Origin of the sequence: Citrobacter freundii complex sp. 2024EL-00216, assembly GCF_043945515.1 — a bacterium.
GTDB lineage: Bacteria > Pseudomonadota > Gammaproteobacteria > Enterobacterales > Enterobacteriaceae > Citrobacter > Citrobacter portucalensis.
Genome location: NZ_JBIMRA010000015.1, coordinates 22209 through 42203 on the forward strand (window position 1 = coordinate 22209; position 19995 = coordinate 42203).

At 54.4% G+C, this 19995-nt stretch carries 19 protein-coding genes; 5 read left to right on the forward strand and 14 right to left on the reverse strand.

Annotated elements, in window-relative coordinates; genetic code table 11:
- Positions 1 to 60 precede the first annotated feature (60 nt).
- The gene (gene metE / locus ACHHZ7_RS18175) at positions 61 to 2322 is read right to left on the reverse strand and encodes a 5-methyltetrahydropteroyltriglutamate--homocysteine S-methyltransferase (RefSeq protein WP_395149142.1); all 2262 of its coding nucleotides are present in this window, start codon (positions 2320 to 2322) and stop codon (positions 61 to 63) included.
- A 235-nt stretch (positions 2323 to 2557) separates the two neighbouring features.
- Here metE and metR point away from each other — a divergent pair, with 235 nt between their 5' ends.
- A complete protein-coding gene (gene metR, locus ACHHZ7_RS18180; RefSeq protein ID WP_003017908.1) occupies positions 2558 to 3511 on the forward strand; it encodes an HTH-type transcriptional regulator MetR in 954 nt (317 codons plus the stop codon).
- On the opposite strand, the gene ACHHZ7_RS18185 is transcribed toward metR, so the two are convergent.
- The 3 genes from ACHHZ7_RS18185 to pldB all read right to left on the reverse strand — a co-directional run bounded on the left by ACHHZ7_RS18185 (position 3399) and on the right by pldB (position 6210).
- Positions 3399 to 4298, reverse strand: a complete 900-nt coding sequence (locus ACHHZ7_RS18185; RefSeq protein ID WP_060683023.1) for a carboxylate/amino acid/amine transporter — start codon at positions 4296 to 4298, stop codon at positions 3399 to 3401. The genes metR and ACHHZ7_RS18185 overlap by 113 nt on opposite strands.
- 79 nt (positions 4299 to 4377) lie before the next feature.
- Positions 4378 to 5178, reverse strand: coding sequence for a sugar/pyridoxal phosphate phosphatase YigL (gene yigL, locus ACHHZ7_RS18190; protein ID WP_008787091.1), 801 nt, complete (start codon positions 5176 to 5178; stop codon positions 4378 to 4380).
- Between the two features lie 15 nt (positions 5179 to 5193).
- A complete protein-coding gene (gene pldB, locus ACHHZ7_RS18195) occupies positions 5194 to 6210 on the reverse strand; it encodes a lysophospholipase L2 (protein ID WP_003017911.1) in 1017 nt (338 codons plus the stop codon).
- 110 nt (positions 6211 to 6320) lie between these two features.
- Here pldB and rhtB point away from each other — a divergent pair, with 110 nt between their 5' ends.
- Both rhtB and ACHHZ7_RS18205 read left to right on the forward strand, forming a co-directional pair.
- Positions 6321 to 6941 (forward strand): homoserine/homoserine lactone efflux protein, encoded by a 621-nt coding sequence (rhtB, locus tag ACHHZ7_RS18200; protein ID WP_003828938.1) that lies wholly within the window; start codon positions 6321 to 6323, stop codon positions 6939 to 6941.
- 162 nt (positions 6942 to 7103) lie between these two features.
- The gene (locus ACHHZ7_RS18205) at positions 7104 to 7988 is read left to right on the forward strand and encodes an Rpn family recombination-promoting nuclease/putative transposase (RefSeq protein WP_060683022.1); all 885 of its coding nucleotides are present in this window, start codon (positions 7104 to 7106) and stop codon (positions 7986 to 7988) included.
- 38 nt (positions 7989 to 8026) lie between these two features.
- Here the strand turns inward: ACHHZ7_RS18205 and rhtC are convergent, their stop codons facing one another.
- The 3 genes from rhtC to pldA form a co-directional block, all read right to left on the reverse strand.
- Entirely contained in the window at positions 8027 to 8647 is a 621-nt protein-coding gene (rhtC, locus tag ACHHZ7_RS18210; protein ID WP_060683021.1) for a threonine export protein RhtC, read from the reverse strand.
- Positions 8648 to 8710: 63 nt separating this feature from the next.
- On the reverse strand, positions 8711 to 10540 hold the full coding sequence (recQ, locus tag ACHHZ7_RS18215) for an ATP-dependent DNA helicase RecQ (RefSeq protein WP_060683020.1): 1830 nt from the start codon (positions 10538 to 10540) through the stop codon (positions 8711 to 8713).
- 88 nt (positions 10541 to 10628) lie between these two features.
- The gene (gene pldA, locus ACHHZ7_RS18220) at positions 10629 to 11498 is read right to left on the reverse strand and encodes a phospholipase A (protein WP_003828947.1); all 870 of its coding nucleotides are present in this window, start codon (positions 11496 to 11498) and stop codon (positions 10629 to 10631) included.
- A 165-nt stretch (positions 11499 to 11663) separates the two neighbouring features.
- Between pldA and yigI the strand changes: the two genes are divergently transcribed.
- On the forward strand, positions 11664 to 12131 hold the full coding sequence (gene yigI, locus ACHHZ7_RS18225; RefSeq protein ID WP_003017917.1) for an acyl-CoA thioesterase YigI: 468 nt from the start codon (positions 11664 to 11666) through the stop codon (positions 12129 to 12131).
- 51 nt (positions 12132 to 12182) lie between these two features.
- Entirely contained in the window at positions 12183 to 13076 is an 894-nt protein-coding gene (gene rarD / locus ACHHZ7_RS18230; protein WP_048215218.1) for an EamA family transporter RarD, read from the forward strand.
- A gap of 73 nt (positions 13077 to 13149) precedes the next feature.
- On the opposite strand, the gene corA is transcribed toward rarD, so the two are convergent.
- The 7 genes from corA to dapF form a co-directional block, all read right to left on the reverse strand.
- Positions 13150 to 14100: a magnesium/cobalt transporter CorA gene (gene corA, locus ACHHZ7_RS18235; protein WP_003017920.1), complete on the reverse strand. Its 951-nt coding sequence runs from the start codon at positions 14098 to 14100 to the stop codon at positions 13150 to 13152.
- Between the two features lie 154 nt (positions 14101 to 14254).
- Positions 14255 to 14311 (reverse strand): YsgD/CorL family protein, encoded by a 57-nt coding sequence (ysgD, locus tag ACHHZ7_RS18240; protein ID WP_212723238.1) that lies wholly within the window; start codon positions 14309 to 14311, stop codon positions 14255 to 14257.
- 247 nt (positions 14312 to 14558) lie between these two features.
- Complete coding sequence (gene uvrD, locus ACHHZ7_RS18245) at positions 14559 to 16721, reverse strand: DNA helicase II (protein WP_003828957.1); 2163 nt, start codon at positions 16719 to 16721, stop codon at positions 14559 to 14561.
- 88 nt (positions 16722 to 16809) lie between these two features.
- Positions 16810 to 17526, reverse strand: a complete 717-nt coding sequence (yigB, locus tag ACHHZ7_RS18250) for a 5-amino-6-(5-phospho-D-ribitylamino)uracil phosphatase YigB (protein ID WP_032945701.1) — start codon at positions 17524 to 17526, stop codon at positions 16810 to 16812.
- Entirely contained in the window at positions 17526 to 18428 is a 903-nt protein-coding gene (gene xerC, locus ACHHZ7_RS18255) for a tyrosine recombinase XerC (protein WP_032945700.1), read from the reverse strand. Before xerC ends, yigB begins: the two co-directional genes overlap by 1 nt.
- Positions 18425 to 19132 (reverse strand): DUF484 domain-containing protein, encoded by a 708-nt coding sequence (locus ACHHZ7_RS18260; protein ID WP_008787084.1) that lies wholly within the window; start codon positions 19130 to 19132, stop codon positions 18425 to 18427. The genes xerC and ACHHZ7_RS18260 overlap by 4 nt, the downstream gene beginning before the upstream one ends.
- Positions 19129 to 19953 carry a diaminopimelate epimerase gene (gene dapF / locus ACHHZ7_RS18265; protein WP_003017933.1) on the reverse strand — a complete coding sequence of 275 codons (825 nt, stop codon included), beginning with the start codon at positions 19951 to 19953 and terminating at the stop codon, positions 19129 to 19131. Before dapF ends, ACHHZ7_RS18260 begins: the two co-directional genes overlap by 4 nt.
- Positions 19954 to 19995 lie beyond the last annotated feature (42 nt).

Consider the following 19995-nt stretch of genomic DNA (forward strand, 5'->3'; position numbering starts at 1 on the left):
CCTACAACTATTGCGATTTCCTGTAACCCGGGTAAGCACCAGCGCTTCCCGGGCACCGAATTACGCCTGACGCAGATTCTGCGCCGCTTTGACCATGTTCGCCAGCGCGGCACGGGTTTCCGGCCAGCCGCGGGTTTTCAGGCCGCAGTCCGGGTTCACCCACAGACGTTCTGCTGGAATGCGCTGCTCGGCTTTCTTCAACAGGGCTTCAATCCACTCCACGCTCGGAACGTTCGGCGAGTGAATATCGTATACGCCCGGCCCGATTTCGTTCGGATAGTCGAACTCTTCAAACGATTCCAGCAATTCCATATCAGAGCGCGAGGTTTCGATGGTAATCACGTCCGCATCCAGCGCCGCAATGGAGTCCATGATGTCGTTGAACTCGCAATAACACATGTGGGTGTGGATCTGGGTTTCATCCTTCGCTACCGCCGCGTTAATGCGGAAGGCTTCCACTCCCCACTCCAGATACGCCGCCCAGTCGCTGCGACGTAGTGGTAAACCTTCGCGCAGTGCCGGTTCATCAATCTGGATGATGCCGATACCCGCCGCTTCCAGATCCGCCACTTCATCACGCAGCGCCAGCGCGATCTGCTTCGCGATGGTTTCACGCGTCACGTCTTCACGCGGGAATGACCAGCAGAGAATGGTCACCGGACCGGTCAGCATGCCTTTTACCGGTTTGTCGGTCAGCGACTGGGCATATTTCGCCCACTCCACGGTGATCGCTTCCGGGCGGCTGACGTCGCCAATCACCACCGGCGGCTTCACGCAGCGAGAGCCGTAGCTCTGCACCCAACCGTTCTGGGTAAAGACGAAACCGTCCAGATGCTCGCCAAAGTATTCAACCATGTCATTACGCTCGGCTTCACCGTGTACCAGCACGTCTAGACCCAGACGTTCCTGTTCAACAATCGCCTGTTTAATATGTTCCGCAATTCCGGTGCGATAGTTACCGGCATCCAGGTTGCCCTTTTTGAAGTCCAGGCGCAGGCCGCGAATTTCTGTGGTTTGCGGGAATGAACCGATAGTCGTAGTTGGCCATGCCGGCAGATTAAAGCGGGCACGTTGCGCCTCGGCACGAACCGGGTAAGCGTTAGCACGCTGGCTGTCCTGGGCGGTGATTGCCGCCAGACGTTTTTCCACTGCGGCGTTGTGTACGCGGGTAGAGTGACGACGAGCCTGAATCGGTGCGCTCCACTCGACAATTGCCGCCGTATCACCGCTATTCAATGCATCGCGCAGCAGCGCCAGCTCGCCGCATTTTTGCAGGGCGAAGGCAAACCAGCTCTTCACTTCTGCATCAAGGCGGGTTTCAACACTGAGATCGATTGGGCTGTGCAGCAGGGAGCAGGAAGAAGCCACCCACAGGTTACGTTTCCCGACGATATCTTTGATTTGTGAGTATTTTTCGCTGAGATCGGCACGCCAGACGTTGCGGCCGTTCACCAGCCCCGCTGACAGCAGCCAGTCGGCTGGCAGACGCGTGTGCAGCTCGGCTGCATCATCTTTGCCGTGCGCGAAGTCAACGTGCAGTCCCTGCACCGGCAGGGCGGTAATGGTATCCAGGTTTGGCGTTACGCCTTCGAAGTAGGTGGTCAGTAGCAGCTTCACCTGACCCGTCAGCACGTCATAAGCAGGTTTGAAGGCGTCCAGCCACGCTTGCGGCAATTCCAGTACCAGCGCGGGTTCGTCAATCTGCACCCACTCAATACCGCGTTTCGCCAACTCGGCCAGTACCTGCTGGTAAACCGGCAGAATGTCGTTCAACAGGCTCAGGCGATCAAACTGTTCCCCTTTCACTTTACCCAACCACAGGTAGGTTACCGGCCCCAGCAGCACAGGCTTCACCTTGTGGCCGAGCGCCAGCGCTTCGTCCACTTCATCCAGCAGTTGGGTCCAGGTCAGTTTGAACTGCTGACCTTTAGTGAACTCTGGCACCATGTAGTGATAGTTGGTGTTAAACCATTTGGTCATTTCTGCCGCCGCCGCGGGTTCACCCGTTGGTGCGCGGCCACGGCCAATGCGGAATAAGGTATCGATATCGACCGAGCCGTCTTTATTTTGATGGCGAGCCGGAACGTTGCCGAGCAGCAGGCTGGTGGTCAGCACGTGATCGTACCAGGCAAAATCACCCACCGGCAGCAGGTCAACGCCCGCCTGCTTCTGCTGATCCCAGTGGCGGGCACGCAGCTCTCGGCCAACGGTCAGCAAATCTTCACGGGAAGAATTTCCCGCCCAGTAGCTTTCTTGCGCTTTCTTCAACTCGCGACGCAGGCCAACGCGAGGGAAACCGAGGGTGTGATTCAATATTGTCATTTTTCTTCCTCTAATTATATGTAAATCCTATGGATTTTGAATTTAGGGAAGGCGGCAAGTTTACTCATCCCCAGGAGCTTACTGAAGTAAGTGACTGGGGTGGGGAAACGAAGCCAACGCACCATAAATTTAAAAGACGAAGGATTTTAGCCGTCCAGATGTTTACACATCCATAATTGGCGGTTACTGTATATTCCTCAAGCGCAATTTGTTCATGCCGAAGTGAAGGACTTTCATGATCGAGATTAAACACCTGAAAACGCTCCAGGCGTTGCGGAATAGTGGTTCTCTGGCAGCCGCAGCGGCGACGTTGCATCAGACCCAATCCGCCCTTTCTCACCAGTTCAGCGATCTGGAGCAGCGCCTTGGCTTTCGACTTTTTATCCGTAAAAGCCAGCCTCTGCGCTTTACGCCGCAGGGAGAAATCCTGCTGCAGTTAGCCAATCAGGTGTTGCCGCAAATTGGTCGTGCGCTGCAGGCCTGCAACGAACCGCAGCAAACCCGGTTGCGAATTGCGATTGAATGTCACAGTTGTATTCAATGGCTGACGCCCGCGCTGGAGAATTTTCGTGCCAACTGGCCGCAGGTGGAGATGGACTTTAAATCCGGCGTGACGTTCGATCCGCAACCAGCGCTACAGCAGGATGAGCTGGATCTGGTGTTAACCTCCGACATACTGCCGCGCAGCGGATTGCACTACTCACCGATGTTTGATTTTGAAGTCCGCCTGGTACTGGCGCCTGACCATCCGTTGGCCAGCAAAACACAAATCACACCGGAAGATTTGGCCAGCGAGACGCTGCTGATTTACCCGGTACAGCGGAGTCGACTGGATGTATGGCGGCATTTTCTGCAGCCTGCAGGCGTTAGTCCGTCGCTGAAAAGCGTGGATAACACCTTGCTGCTGATTCAGATGGTTGCAGCCAGAATGGGTATCGCGGCATTACCGCACTGGGTGGTGGAGAGTTTTGAACGCCAGGGCCTGGTAGTGACCAAAACCCTGGGTGATGGATTGTGGAGCCGACTGTACGCCGCCGTGCGTGATGGCGAGCAGCGACAGCCGGTCACAGAAGCGTTTATTCGCTCAGCGCGGAATCACGCCTGCGATCACCTGCCGTTTGTACGGAGTGCGGAACGACCCACTTTCGATGTACCCACAGTGAAGCCACTATCACAGCCGCACCAATGATGAAGCTTGGCCAGTGAGGTTGTTGATGCCAGATAGCCAGGTTAACCAGCAGTCCGGCAGGGACATGCATATTGTTCATGATGCCCAGCGTGCCCGCATCCACCTGGGTCGCGCCGTAGTTCCACATAAAGTAACCAATGCCGGACGCCGCCACGCCAAGAAAGACCAGAATTCCCCACTGTAGCGTGGTTGCAGGCATTTTCTGCTCATTGCCCAGCATGAACCAGGCCACGACAGCCACCATAAAGGCGCCCATATAAAACCAGGCAAAGGCGTTGTGCTGCGGCATTGGCCGCGTCTCCATCAGACGTTTATAGCCCACCATACCAATCGCAAAGCTGATATTGGACAACTGCACCAGCAGCAGACCGGTCCAGAAGTGGCTGGTCACCTGATCGTAACGAATGATCCCCGCGCCAATCACCGCCAGTAACGCACTAAAGGCGTAACTCCAGCGCAGACGACGTCCGCTCATCAGATCATAAATCAGCGTAATGTAGAGCGGCGTCAGCACGGTAAAGAGCAGCAGTTCTGAAACCGTCAGGTACAGATAGGCGTGAAAACTCAGCATGTACATAATGCCAAGCTGCATGGCCCCCACCAGCATATACAGCCCGATCGTTTTTACGCTGTGCCCACGAGTACGTAAAAACGGCAGGAACACCAACGCCGCCAGCCCAACGCGCACCAGCACCGCAAAATAGCTATCGACATGACCGGCAAGGTACTCGCCAAACAGGCTAAAGGAAAAGGCCCACAGAATTGTGGTAATGATGAGTAACGCCACAATGGATGTCTCTTAACAAAAGGTACACCCATTGTAGCGGAGTTTTTAGTTGACAACTGGTCAGCTAACGAACAGAAGGTTACTGCAAAAACAGTTCACGCAGATAGTGTGGCACGGCATCGTCGGCATTAAGACCAATGACTTCCAGTTCCGGGTGCAGATCCTTCAGGCGCTGGTGGGCGTTGCCCATGATGCAGCCTTTACCTGCCATGGAGAGCATTTCCGCATCGTTCATCCCATCGCCAAAGGCGATGCAGTCTTTCAGGCTGTAGCCCATCGCTTTTGCTACCGCTTCCAGCGCATGACCTTTCGATACGCCGCCAGCCATGACTTCCAGACAGGTAAGCGTAGAGAAGCTGACGTTGACGCGATCGCCCCAGCGGGCGTTGATCGCCTGCTCCAGCGGCAGTAGCCTTTCGTGAGAGTCGGTGGTGAAGAACACTTTGCTGACGCCCTCAGGCTCCAGTAATGCAGGTTCAAACAGTGAATAGTTAAACACCGCTTCTTTGAAGAAACGCATTTCGTCCGGACGATGGCGATTCATAAACCACTCATCATCACGATATACGTTGGTCACGATGTCCGGGTTTGCATTCACTACGCCAAACAGGTCGCTGGCAATATCGCGATCCAGGTTATGGGAAAACACCAGATTCCCGTCAGAATCATGCACGCGCGCGCCGTTGGACGTGATCATGTAGGTTTTAATGCCGAGGTTATCGCGAATTTGCCCCACATCAACATGATGACGGCCAGTCGCAAACACGAAGTTAACGCCGCGAGCGGTCAATAACTTCAGCGTCTCTTTGGCATAAGGGGACAGAGTATGGTCGGGAGAAAGCAGCGTACCGTCTAAATCAGACGCAACAACCTGATACATAAGAAAATTCAACCTCTAGGCAAAGCGGGTTCCGCTGGATGAGTTATGCTTGTCGAAAAATTCGACAATAGCGTTAAGCGCGACTGAGCGCATGGCGTCCTTTTCAAAAAGGATCTCATGGTACGCGCCTTTGATGACAAGCGGCTGCCCCCCTTCTACAGGATGGCCTGCTGCGGCGCGGAGTTCACAAAAACGATCGTGCATGCGGTTATCTACCACACGCTCTTCTTCAGCCTGAATCAGCAGCGTCGGCGTCGCATCATCCCCGGCGCCAGCCAAAACCTGTTCGCCAGCCAGAATCCCTTCACGTACCCAGTGATAGGTGGGACCGCCAACGCGCAACCGCGGCTCATCAGCATAAAAGCGTAGATTGCGCCGATAGCGCTGTCGACTATGGGTTAACGCATTCATACCGAACGGCAGCGCCCGCCAGCGCCCGGTTCCCATCGCATAGCCTTCGCGGATCCGCGGATGCCCTTCGGCCCAGTCCAGTATATGGCGCACCATCCAGTCGGGAAAGCGCATCACAATACCAAACATCGGTGCGCAAAGCGCGATGGCATCACACTGATTCGGGTGGCGTTGCAGGAATAACGTGGCAATCGCCCCGCCCATTGAATGCGCCAGGATATAGCGTTTTCTCCACGGGCCGGGTAGCACTTCCTGCTGCCAGAAGGCGGTTAGATCGTCGACATAATCATTAAAGTTATCGACATGACCGCGGTGCGGATCCGAAAGCATACGCCCGGAACGCCCCTGGCCACGGTGATCAATAATGAGAACGTCAAAACCAGAATGAAACAGGTCATACGCCAGTTCAGCGTATTTCACGTAGCTTTCAATGCGTCCAGGACAGACGACGATGACGCGATCGTTTTTTTCTGCATGAAAACGAACAAAATGTACGGGAATATCATCCACGCCCGTAAATTCCGCTTCTTCCCGCTGACGCCAGAAATCTGTCAGTGGCCCCATGGAAAAAGCAGCAAACGCGTTTTCTCTTGTTTCCCAGTCTTTTTGCTGCTGAAACATCGGGTATCCAGCCTCGCTGACCAAGTAAAATCGTTTTTTTCGCCGTCACTGACACAACCTAACGGCAGTAGCGTATTGTGGCATAAAAATAGACAATCCGGGAGTTTCTCATGACCTTTGAATGGTGGTTCGCCTACCTGCTGACCTCTATTATTTTGAGCTTGTCCCCAGGCTCTGGCGCAATCAATACCATGACCACCGCCATCAGCCACGGATATCGCGGTGCCAGCGCGTCGATTGCGGGTTTGCAGACCGGGTTGGGTATTCATATCGTTCTGGTTGGCGTAGGACTGGGAACGCTATTTTCACGTTCGGTGATCGCATTTGAGGTGCTGAAGTGGGCGGGAGCGGCCTATCTGATTTGGCTGGGTATTCAACAATGGCGGGCGGCGGGTGCTATCGATCTGAATACCATGGCGAATACGCAATCGCGCAGCCGGCTGTTCAAACGCGCGGTCTTTGTTAATCTGACCAATCCTAAGAGCATAGTTTTCCTTGCCGCTCTGTTCCCGCAGTTTATCCTGCCGCAAGAACCGCAGTTGATGCAGTACGTGGTGCTTGGCGTCACGACCATCGTGGTCGATATCATTGTGATGATCGGTTACGCGACGTTGGCCACGCGCATTGCTGGCTGGATTAAAGGGCCAAAGCAAATGAAGGCGCTCAACAAAGTGTTTGGCTCGCTATTTATGCTGATAGGCGCCCTGCTGGCATCGGCAAGGCATGCCTAGCAAATGGAACGTCGCTCGCAATGAAATGCTATCTGTAAGAGCCTCTGAACATGGCTTTTCGTACTTCGCCGCAAAGGGAGAAAAGCCTTTTATCCTGTACTGTTAGACGTTGATTGCTAATGCCAGAATGCTGCCATATTCACCACACACGGATGATTAACGATGGCGGAAGTAACAACACCACATGACGCAATATTTAAAACCTTCCTCTCCCGCGTGGAAACCGCGCGGGACTTTATCGAACTTCATCTTCCTCCCTCGTTAATCAAAATATGCACACTGGAAACGCTCCGTCTGGAATCAGGCAGTTTTGTGGAGGACGATCTGCGCCCCTATTTCAGCGATATTCTCTACTCACTGGAAACCACCAGCGGACATGGCTATGTACATGTGCTCATTGAGCATCAAAGCTCACCGGATAAGCACATGTCATTTCGCCTGATGCGCTACGCTATCGCAGCGATGCAACGTCATCTTGAGGCGGGAAACGACACTCTGCCGCTGGTTATTCCAGTGCTCTTTTACCATGGCAAGCAAAGCCCCTGGCAAGGTTCGATGAACTGGCTGGATCACTTTGAGGATTCAGCGACCGCCCTTCAACTTTACAGCACACCGTTTCCGTTGGTGGATGTGACGGTTATTCCAGATGATGAAATCATGCAGCATCGCAGCATGGCGGCACTGACATTAGTACAAAAACACATTCGCCAGCGCGACATGGCGCAGCTGCTGGATAAACTTACCCACCTGTTTATGCTGGAGAAGATGAGCGGACAACAAATAACCGTGCTGGTAAACTACATGGTGCAAGCAGGGAATACACAAGATGTTCAGACATTATTGTATAAGCTGGCACAGCGTGTGCCGCAGCATGGAGACAAACTGATGACAATGGCGGATCAACTAAAGCAGATAGGCCGTGAAGAAGGGAGGCGCATTGCCCTTACTGATGTAGCAAAAGCGATGCTCAAGCGAGGTCTTGATACCGATGCAATTATGGAAATGACCGGCCTTTCGAAGGATGAGCTACAGAAGCTTGCGCAATAAGCCGCATACCGCCTGGGAGTCCCAGGCGGGCAACAAACTTAGCGCGAAATAATCAGATGGATACCAAAGCCTGCGAACAGCGCACCGGCAAAACCATCAATCCACTTCGCCAGACGCTGATAGCCACGACGCATTTTCGGGAGCGCAAACAGGCTGGCGACCACGGTAAACCACGCCAGCGTTTCCACGATAATCAGAGCAAAGATCCCCCAACGCGCGCCCGTTCCCACGTTGTCGCCAACGAACAATGAGAAGACGGAGCCAAAATAGATAATGGCTTTAGGGTTCGCCAGGTTGGTCAGCAGACCTTTCAAAAAGCTGCGTCCGCTCTGCGCCAGCTCCACCTGCGGAGTGGGCGCTGCAACATCCTGTTTTTTAAACGCGCCGCGCAGCATCTGATAACCCATCCAGCACAGGTACAGCCCCCCGCCGACCATAATAATGGTATGCAGCCAGGCCATTTTTTCGATAATCAGATGCAGGCCGAGCAGTGCCACGCCAGCCCAGACCATGACGCCACAGGTAATACCCAGCACGCCCATCATAGCTTCTTTGCGCGAACGGCTAACCGCAGTTTGAGAAACAAAAAAGAAATCGGGACCGGGGCTCATCAGCGCAACGAGATGCACCAACGCAACGGTGAAAAATAGCGTTAACATAAAAATGACTCGCGGGGGAATAGTTCAGTGAGTCACCATCCTGGCACTTTTTTGCCCGGCTGACTACTCTTCGTCGTCACCATCAACGTGGGCGCGAATAAGCGCCATAAACTCTTTACCGAAACGCTCCAGTTTACGCATCCCCACACCGTTGACGCTTAGCATTTCACTCGGTGAAACCGGCATCTGCTCTGCCATTTCAATCAGCGTGGCGTCGTTGAACACCACGTACGGCGGAATGTTCTCTTCGTCGGCAATGGCTTTACGCAGCTTACGCAATTTGGCGAACAGTTTGCGGTCGTAGTTACCACCGAAGGATTTCTGCATCGCACGCGGTTTCAGCGCTACAATACGTGGTACAGCAAGCTGTAACGCAACGTCACCGCGCAACACCGGACGCGCGGCTTCGGTTAGCTGTAACGCGGAGTGATGAGCAATATTCTGCGTCACCAGGCCCAGGTGAATAAGCTGGCGAATAACGCTCACCCAGTGTTCGTGGCTTTGCTCGCGACCAATGCCATAGACCGGCAGTTTGTCATGAGCCAGTTCGCGAATACGCTGGTTATTCGCTCCGCGCAGCACTTCCACGACGTATCCCATGCCGAAGCGTTGGTTAACACGGTAAATCGTCGACAGCGCTTTGCGCGCATCCATAAGTCCGTCGTACTGTTTTGGCGGGTCGAGACAGATATCGCAGTTGCCACACGGCTCCTGGCGCCCTTCGCCAAAATAGTTCAGCAACACCAGACGACGACAGGTCTGCGCCTCGGCAAACGCCCCCATCGCATTGAGCTTATGACGCTCGATATCCAGTAGTTGCCCAGCGGGTTTCTCTTCGAGGCAACGGCGTAGCCATGCCATATCAGCCGGATCGTAAAACAGCATCGCTTCCGCAGGCAGGCCATCACGCCCGGCGCGGCCGGTTTCCTGGTAATAGGATTCGATGTTACGCGGAATATCGAAATGCACCACGAAGCGTACGTTAGGTTTGTTGATCCCCATACCGAACGCCACGGTCGCCACTACGATTTGCAGGTCATCACGCTGGAATTTCTCCTGCACCTCGGCGCGTACGGCATTTTCCAGCCCGGCATGATAAGCCCCGGCGCTGATGCCACGGCTTTGCAGACGCGCGGCGGTGTCTTCGACTTTGGCGCGACTGTTACAATAGATAATGCCAGACTTACCGCGCTGCTCTTGCACGTAGCGCATCAGCTGATCGAGCGGCTTAAACTTCTCCATCAGCATGTAGCGAATGTTCGGGCGGTCAAAGCTGCTGATCTGAATTAACGGATCGTTGAGTCCCAGCAGAAGCACAATGTCCAGCCTGGTTGTCTCATCCGCGGTCGCGGTCAGCGCCACAAACGGCAGCGTCGGGAAACGCTGGCGCAGCTGGCCCAGCGCAGCGTACTCGGGGCGGAAATCATGCCCCCACTGCGATATACAGTGCGCTTCATCAACCGCCAGCAGCACCGGATTCCAGTGCGCCAGATGCTCAAGGAAGTTATCCAGCATCAGGCGTTCGGGCGCAATGTACAGTAAGCGAATCTGCCCGCTGCGACAGCCCGCCATCACCTCAAGCTGCTGTTCACGACTTTGAGTAGAATTCAGGCACGCCGCCGCCACGCCGTTGGCTAGCAGTTGATCGACCTGATCTTTCATCAGGGAAATCAGCGGGGAAACAACAACGGTGAGTCCGTTTAGCAATAATGCGGGAATTTGATAGCACAGGGATTTACCGCCGCCGGTCGGCATAACGACCAGGCAGTCGCGACCAGAGAGCACGGTATCAATGATTTCTTCCTGACCGGGGCGAAACTGTTGGTAGCCAAAGGTTTCCTGTAAAACCTGTTTAGCGCCCATTTCCAGATTCAACACTTCCGCCTGCGCCACATTAACCCCATTCGCCCGAAATAAAAACAGGCGCTATTTTCAGCGCCTGAGAGAGAAACTGCAATGATTAAAATACTCTCAATACTTATCAGAAGATATCGTTGAGCATCACGCCCACACCAACACGCGTCTGATTGAAGTTGTAGTCAATCAGCGATTCGCCGTAACCACTGTAGACCTGAGTGTATAGACGCACATGCTTCGTGATGGGATAACTGGCCCCCAGCTCTGCGCCGCCGTAGCCGGTATTCCAGTTGTACTGGCCTTTCACGCTGATAACCGCGTCACCCAGGTGATACCCCATTTTCAGCTGATAGTAGCCCATGTATTTAGTGATATCAGGGTTATCGTCGGTGCTACCAATCACGTACCACGGCTTAACTTCCACCAGCCAGTTACCATTTTCAGCCATCAGACGGGTATAAAGACGGTTCCAGCTACGTGACGTGGGATCGGATCGGCCGTTGGAGTCATGGTTATAACCCATTTCGACATCACGAAGAGTCCAACCGGCAAAGCGATAGTCGGTAGCGAAACCGAGGAATAATTGCGGTTCGTAGTTGGTTTCGCGAAACGGTGAAGACTCTTCACTGTTCGAAAGCTGCCACCAGGACTTCTGGGTATAGGAACCACCAAGTACCGAGTTTGGGCCTAATATCCCGCGCCAGAGCGGAAACGCCAGGCTTAACTGAAACTTAACCTCATCTTTGCGCGCATTTTCGGACCAGCTATAACTGCTGATCGCCTCTTTGTTCATGTCGCTGGTATTGGTGTAAATAAGATAGTTGGTGTCATAAGGATAAAGCGTGAAAGGGTTGTCATGTTCCTGCAGCATATTGGCGATAATACTGCCACGAACCGCCGGTGCATCATGAATCTCTTTCACTGTCGCTTCCTGCGCATACGCGGTCAACGGCAGCATAATTGCTGGTAGTAACCATCCCAGAATCGCCCGCATCGGTAATGTTCTCCTGAACCAAAATATTGATGAATTGTATAATTATCTGGCAAGTATTCTACATACTTAGCTAGTTACTCGTTAGTTATCCCGTCCTAAAGTAGAAAACAACAAATAATAATCATAATATCAACATTTCATTAACCACCGAGATGTAGGGATCGTATGTCTGCCGTACTTACTGCTGAGGAAGCGCTGAAGTTAGTGGGTGAAATGTTTGTCTATCATATGCCGTTTAACCGGGCGCTGGGACTAGAGCTCGAACGCTATGAGAAAGAATTTGCTCAATTAGCCTTTAATAACCAACCGATGATGGTCGGCAACTGGGCGCAAAGCATTCTGCATGGCGGCGTGATCGCCTCGGCGCTGGACGTCGCCGCCGGGCTGGTATGCGTTGGGAGTACGCTGACCCGCCATGAAACGATCAGCGAGGACGAACTACGTCAGCGGATGTCACGCATGGGTACAATCGATTTGCGTGTTGATTATCTGCGCCCCGGAAGAGGGAATCGCTTTACCGCCACCAGTAGCCTGCTGCGGGCGGGTAATAAAGTCGCTGTTGCGCGCGTGGAATTGCATAACGAAGAACAGCTTTATATTGCCAGCGCAACCGCCACTTATATGGTGGGGTAAGTGCCTAAAAAAAGGTAAACTGCTGTTACATTTCTGCAATGAGTTTTCCCGATGGATGCTAAACAAACGCGGCAGGGCGTGCTACTCGCTCTTGCTGCTTATTTTATTTGGGGTATCGCTCCCGCCTACTTCAAGCTGATTTACTATGTCCCGGCGGATGAGATCCTGACGCACCGCGTCATCTGGTCATTTTTCTTTATGGTGGTACTGATGAGCATCAGCCGCCAGTGGTCAGGCGTCAAAACGCTGCTACAAACGCCAAAGAAGATCTTCCTGCTGGCGCTCTCTGCAGTGCTCATCGGCGGAAACTGGCTGCTGTTCATTTGGGCGGTCAATAATCACCATATGCTGGAAGCCAGCCTCGGCTATTTTATTAACCCACTGGTGAATATTGTGCTGGGAATGCTATTCCTCGGTGAGCGCTTTCGTCGCATGCAGTGGCTGGCGGTACTGTTAGCCGCCTGCGGCGTGCTGGTACAGCTGTGGACCTTCGGATCGCTGCCAATAATCGCGCTGGGACTGGCGTTCAGCTTTGCGTTCTATGGGCTGGTGCGCAAGAAGATTGCCGTCGAAGCACAAACCGGCATGCTGATCGAAACCCTGTGGCTTTTACCTGTCGCCGCCATCTATCTGTTTGGCATTGCGGACAGCTCAACCAGCCATATGGGGCAAAACCCCATCTCGCTCAACCTGCTGCTGATTGCCGCGGGTGTCGTGACCACTATTCCGCTGCTGTGCTTTACCGGCGCGGCAACCCGCCTGCGTCTGTCAACGCTGGGATTCTTCCAGTATATCGGGCCTACGCTGATGTTCCTGCTGGCCGTCACCTTCTATGGTGAAGTTCCGGGAACGGATAAAATGGTCACGTTTGCGTTTATCTGGGTGGCGCTGGCGATTTTCGTGATGGATGCGATTTATACGCAACGACGGGTTCGTCGGAGCTAGGGGAGTGCCGGATGGCGCTTCGCTTATCCGGCCTACAAAAGCACATCGCCGTAGGCCGGATAAAATACAGTGATTACAGCCAGTTCTTGCGCTTAAAGTACAGATACGGCGCCAGACCCGCGAGCATCATAAAGACGATCGCGCCCGGGTAACCGAAGCTCCAGTGCAATTCCGGCATAAACTCAAAGTTCATCCCGTAGCTGGAAGCCACCAGCGTCGGCGGCAGGAATACCACAGAAACCACCGAGAAGATCTTGATGATGCGGTTCTGCTCGATGTTGATAAAGCCCATCGCCGCCTGCATCAGGAAGTTAACCTTCTGGAACAGCGATTCATTATGCGGCAGCAGTGACTCGATATCGCGCAGGATCTCACGCGCCTGCTCCAGCTGACTGCCCGGCAAACGCGCTTTACGTACCAGGAAGTTCAGCGCGCGCTGGGTATCCATCAGACACAGACGTACTTTCCAGCCGATATCTTCCAGTTCCGCCAACGTCGACAGCGCTTCGTCATACTCATCGCCCTGACGCCCTTCCATGATCACACGGCTGAGTTTTTCCAGGTCGCTGTAGATGTTTTCGATCTCATCCGCCAGCTGTTCAATTTTGGTTTCGAACAGGTCGAGCAACAGCTCGTAAGCGTTACCATCCACCATCGCCTGGTTACGCGCACGCATGCGGTACAGGCGGAAGGCCGGCAGTTCGCGCTCGCGCAGAGTAAACAGGCGGCCTTCGCGAATGGTAAATGCGACGGTTGAGTTACCCGCGTGATCGTCGGCGTCTTCGTAAAAGAAGAAGGAGTGGATGTGCAGACCGTCTTCGTCTTCAAAAAAACGTGCGGATGCTTCGATGTCTTCCAGTTCAGGGCGCGTAGCCAGATTCTGGCCCAAGTCCTTTTGCACACGGTTTCGTTCTTCGTCATCCGGCTCGACTAAATCGACCCAAACCGAACTGGCCAGGTGCTCGATCTCGTCTGCCTCAAGGCGAGTTAAACGATTGTTTTCCAGTTGAAATGCGCTCAGCATGACCGGGACTCCCAATGCAAAAAATTATCGGACAGTTCGGAGGGCACACAGAAACAAATTGGGTTTCAGACCATTAAACAGCCTGACTCAGCGCGACGGGAAAAAACAGAAGGTCGCTGACAACCGCGAAGGCTATCAGCAAAAAGGGATAGCCTTAGGAGTTGATCCTGGATGACAGGATAATGAGCCAGTATCTACTGGGTGTGTCCAAGGCGAATGTCCTCTTAGCGTAATCGTGCGCGCATGTTACGCCAGCAAAATTTTGACGTCAACACGCAACGGATGGCGAAAAAGTAATAATTTCCCCTTATACAGAAAGGTTAGCAGAGGGGAATTATTTATCTATGATTTCAGAATATTAACCGACAGATAGCCGGATGGCGGCTTCGCCTTATCCGGCCTACAAATCAAAATATTACGTTCCGCGTAGGCCTGATAAGCGCAGCGACATCAGGCGATCATACCGTTTCCAGTCTGGCGTAGGCGGCAACCAGCCATTTGATCCCCTGCCCCTGGAAAGCGACCTGCAAACGACTGTGTTCGCCGCTTCCTTCCAGGTTGACGATGGTGCCCTCGCCAAATTTAGCGTGGCGCACGCGCTGGCCGAGCTTATAGCCGGTATCATTTTCCGCCATTGGCGTGCCCATCCGCTGATGGCTCACCGGGCGGCTGACAGTGGCGCGCAGGCGAACCTCTTCAACGCACGCTTCCGGCAGTTCGCCGATAAAGCGCGACGGACGATGGTAAACCTCTTTGCCGTACAGACGACGCGTTTCGGCGTAGGTCAGGGTCAGCTTTTGCATTGCGCGGGTCACGCCTACGTAAGCCAGGCGGCGCTCTTCTTCGAGGCGACCGCCTTCGTCCAGCGACATCTGGCTGGGGAACATGCCTTCTTCCATCCCGACGATAAACACCTGCGGGAACTCCAGACCTTTCGCCGAGTGCAGCGTCATCAGTTGTACCGCGTCCTGCCAGGTATCCGCCTGCCCTTCGCCCGCTTCCAGCGCGGCGTGAGACAGGAACGCCTGCAGCGGCATTAAGTCTTCGTCTTCTTCGTTGTAGCTGAACTGGCGCGTTGCCGTCACCAGTTCGTCTAAGTTTTCGATACGCGTCTGGCCTTTCTCGCCTTTTTCCTGCTCGTACATCATGCGCAGGCCGGAGTCTTTAATCACCCGGTCAGTCTGCACGTGCAGCGGCATATCGGCGGTCTCCTGCGCCAGTGCGTCAATCAGCTCCATAAAGCGCTGTAAGGCGCTGGCGGCGCGCCCCGCGAGGGCTTTTTCCTGCAACAACTCACGACAGGCCTGCCACAGCGTTAGCTGGCGGTCGCGGGAGGTCTGACGCACCACATCTAAAGTACGATCGCCAATCCCGCGGGTGGGCGTATTCACCACGCGCTCAAATGCGGCGTCGTCATTGCGGTTGGCGATCAGGCGCAGGTAAGAGAGCGCATCTTTGATTTCCTGGCGTTCGAAGAAACGCATCCCGCCATAAATCCGATACGGCATGCTGGCCTGTAACAACGCCTCTTCCAGTACGCGCGACTGGGCGTTGCTGCGATACAGAATGGCGCATTGTTCCAGCGCACCGCCGTTGTCCTGCCAGGTTTTGATGCGATTGACCACGAAGCGCGCTTCATCGAGTTCGTTGAACGCGCAATACAGCGAGATCGGTTCGCCGTCGACGCCATCGGTCCACAGCTTTTTACCCAGACGCCCGTTGTTATTTTCAATCAGGGCGTTGGCCGCGCTGAGGATATTGTTAGTCGAGCGGTAGTTCTGCTCCAGGCGAATAGTTTCTGCGCCGGGGAAATCCGTGAGAAAGCGCTGGATGTTCTCCACCTGCGCTCCGCGCCAGCCGTAGATTGACTGATCGTCATCGCCGACGATCATTACCTTGCCGGTATCGCCCGCCAGCAGGCGGATCCACGCGTACTGAATGTTGTTGGTATCCTGAAATTCGTCCACCAGGATATTGGTAAAACGTTCGCGGTAGTGCTGCAGGATATGCGGTTTGTTGAGCCACAGCTCGTGGGCGCGCAGCAGCAGCTCGGCGAAATCCACCAGCCCCGCGCGGTCACACGCTTCCTGGTAAGCCTGATACACTTTCTGCCAGGTTTGCTCAACCGGGTTGCCGTAGCTTTGCAGATGATGCGGACGCAGCCCTTCGTCTTTCTGGCTGTTGATGAACCACATCGCCTGACGCGGTGGCCACTGCTTCTCATCAAGGTTCATCGCTTTGATCAGACGCTTGAGCAAACGCAGTTGGTCTTCACTGTCGAGGATCTGAAAATCCTGCGGCAGGTTCGCATCCATATGGTGCGCGCGCAGCAGACGGTGCGCCAGACCGTGGAATGTCCCCACCCACATACCGCCCTGGCTGGTTCCCATGATCTGGCCGATACGGTGGCGCATTTCCGCCGCCGCTTTGTTGGTAAAGGTCACCGCCATAATGGAGTACGGCGAGTTGTTCTCAACCGTCAGTAACCAGGCGATACGGTGCACCAGCACGCGCGTTTTACCACTCCCCGCGCCTGCCAGAACCAGCATGTTGCTGCGTGGCGCGGCCACCGCTTCACGCTGTTTATCATTAAGGCTGTCGAGCAGGTAAGAAACGTCCATTGGCACCGCCGCGTAAAAGTAGGTAAGGCGGATTAGCGTAGCGCCATCCGCCAAAAAGCTGGGTATATATACAGAGTTCTGCTGGTGATTATATCAGCGAGGTCAGAGATGCCAACTGTGAAATTTCGATATGCGGCAGCAAACGGCTGTCTGCAGTTTGCATCAGGTCGGCATTTTCCGGTTTGATCCAGCAGGCCTGCATACCACAACGGATGGCGCCCGCGACGTCCGTCGTCAGGTCATCACCCACGTGCAGAATCTCACCCACAGGCATTTTCAGTTTTTCCGCCGCCAACGTGTACATGTCGCTAAACGGTTTTGATCGCCCGTCGGGACCGGCGCGCAGCACAAACTCAAAGTAATCACCCAGGCCAAACAGTTCCGGCTGCGCGTTACCGTTGGTGATCGCCACCAGCGGCCATTTGCGGGCCAGCGCCTTCAGCGTGTCATGCGTCGTCTGCGGGACTTCAATGCGGCTACGCCATTTGGCAAAATTCATCATCGCCGCATTCGCCCCCATTCTGGCTTCTGCCGCTGACAACCCCGCCTCCAGCATAGCGCGCTCTACGGCACGGTGACGCCATTGGGTAACATCGTGGTAGATTTCCGGCTCGGCGTCGCGAACGGCCTGACGTAAGCGCTGTAGGTCGCTATTTTGCAGCGAATTCAACGCCGGATGGTAATTCTGTACAAACGCGAGCGCTTCCTGCTCGGTGCGTGTGATAACGGGACGGTTATCGTAAAGGGTGTCATCAAGGTCAAAGGTGAGCGCAGAAATGCGCCCCAAAGGCCGGTAAAAACGCATTATTTCCCCCGTTTGGCGCGCGGATGCGCCGCATCGTACACTGAAGCCAGGTGTTGAAAATCAAGATGGGTATAGATTTGGGTCGTGGAGAGATTGGCATGCCCCAATAACTCCTGCACTCCGCGCAGATCGCCGCTCGACTCCAGCATATGCGTCGCAAAGGAGTGACGCAATTTGTGGGGGTGTACGTGGCTGTTCAGCCCCTGCTTGATACCCCATTCAGCAAAGCGTTTCTGCACGTTACGCGCCGAGATACGTTTGCCCAGTTTGGACAGAAATAGCGCATCGTCATCGCTGCCAAATAGCCCGCGTAGATCCAGCCAGTGCTCAATCCACGCCACCGCGTTGCGGCCAATCGGCAGGCGACGCTCTTTACTGCCCTTACCCATCACCCACACTTCGCCGGTGTCGAGGTCGAGATGTTTAATATCCAGCCCAACCAACTCAGATAAACGCAGACCCGCGCCGTACATCACTTCCAGCATTGCTCTATCGCGCACGGCAAGGGGATCGTTGAGATCGATATCCAGCAGACGATTAACATCGTCGACATCGATATTTTTAGGGAGATGACGCGGTGCTTTCGGCGCGGAAACGCTTTTTGCCGGATTGGCTTTCAGCTCGCCCTGATTAACCAGCCAGTCGAAGAAACTGCGTAACGCGGAGAGACGCAGCGCCAGACTCGCCGGCCCCAGTCCCTTACGACGGCTGCGAACAGCAAAACTACGTACCATCGCAGCATCACATTGTTGCCAGCTTTGCAGACCGGTCTCTCCGGCTAACGCAATGATGGCATCAAGCTGACGCTGATAATTAAGCAATGTGATCGGGCTAAGCTGACGCTCAACGCCCAGATAGCGCAAAAAGCGCGCCACATCCTGAGAAAGGGGTGAATCGGTCATACGCGTTCAATCCAGCGCTCCAGCAGCTCCGGCAACATCAGCGAGATTTCCTGCAGCAATTGCGTGCCTTGCCCCTGCTGGTAATGATTAACGTCACGGCTGCTAAACAGCATCACGCCCAGAGAGCCATCTTGCCCGAGCATCGACATCGCCACCGAGCCTATGGCTTTCGCCTCCGGCATCATGACCAGCAATTCCGGACCATTGAGCGGCCCAAGATAGTGCTGTGACTGACCCAGACGCTGGATACGCAGCGGTTCAAAAGCCTGACGGCTTAATGCCAGATGGGTGAATTTTGATGGCGCGCCAAGTCGCCAGCGATCCGGGAACAGACGAACCGTCGCTCCGGCCAGCCCTAACTCACGCGCCCAGCGATGAAATCGCATCAGCATGTCGTCAAGACTGCTGGCCGACACCAGCCGCCCTTGCAGATTTAACAGACGATAGAACAGGCTTTCATTGGCGTTGGCTTGTTCCATCAACAACGCCATGTTCTCTTCCAGCACGTTAATATGATTACGTGCCCGCGCCATATGCCATTCCACTAAAGAGACCGTGCCCCGCACTGGGTGCGGAACTCGCATAGCTTCAACGGCCTGGGCATTACGGATAAAAAACTCAGGATTACGTTGCAGGTAATCGACGACCGCCCGGTCGTCCAGCTCCATGAGCGTTTCCTGTAGTTCTTCCCCTGGTTGCTTCATAAGTGAATAAATCCGTCGTAGACATGTGCCGCCGGGCCAGTCATATACAGCGGATGACCCGGACCTTTCCAGGCGATATCAAGTCGACCGCCCGGTAATTCCACCCTCACTTCTTCCGCCAGCAGACCCTGCTGGATACCGACCGCAACGGCAGCGCACGCACCGCTGCCGCAGGCCTGCGTTTCACCCGCGCCGCGCTCATAGACGCGCAGTCGGATATGTTCGCGTTTTACCACCTGCATAAATCCGATATTGGCGCGTTCAGGGAAGCGTTCGTGGCTTTCCAGAACCGGTCCCAGTGTTTCTACCGTGGCCGTATCAACATCATCAACCTGAATCACGCAGTGCGGGTTCCCCATTGAAACCACGCCGCACAATACTGTCTGTTCGGCCGCGCGCATAATATAGGTCTTCTCTGCTTTGTTAGCGCGAAAAGGAACCTGCGAGGGTTCAAAATTGGGTTCGCCCATATTCACCCGCACCAGCTCGTCGTCGGTTACGGTTAATACCATACGACCATTCGCGGTACTGACGCGAATATCACGTTTATTAGTCAGCCCTTTCAGGCGAACAAAACGGGCAAAACAGCGGGCACCATTGCCACACTGTGACACTTCACTGCCGTCGGCATTAAAAATACGGTAGTGGAAATCCAGCTCCGGATCATACGGAGGCTCAACCACCAGCAGTTGATCAAATCCAACGCCGAGATGTCTGTCGGCCAGGCGGCGGATCAGCTCTGGTGAGAAAAAGACATTCTGCGTTACCGCGTCGACGACCATAAAATCGTTGCCAAGGCCATGCATTTTAGAGAATTGCATCATTCACTCCGTTCACGCGGGTACAGAAATGTAAAATCTATT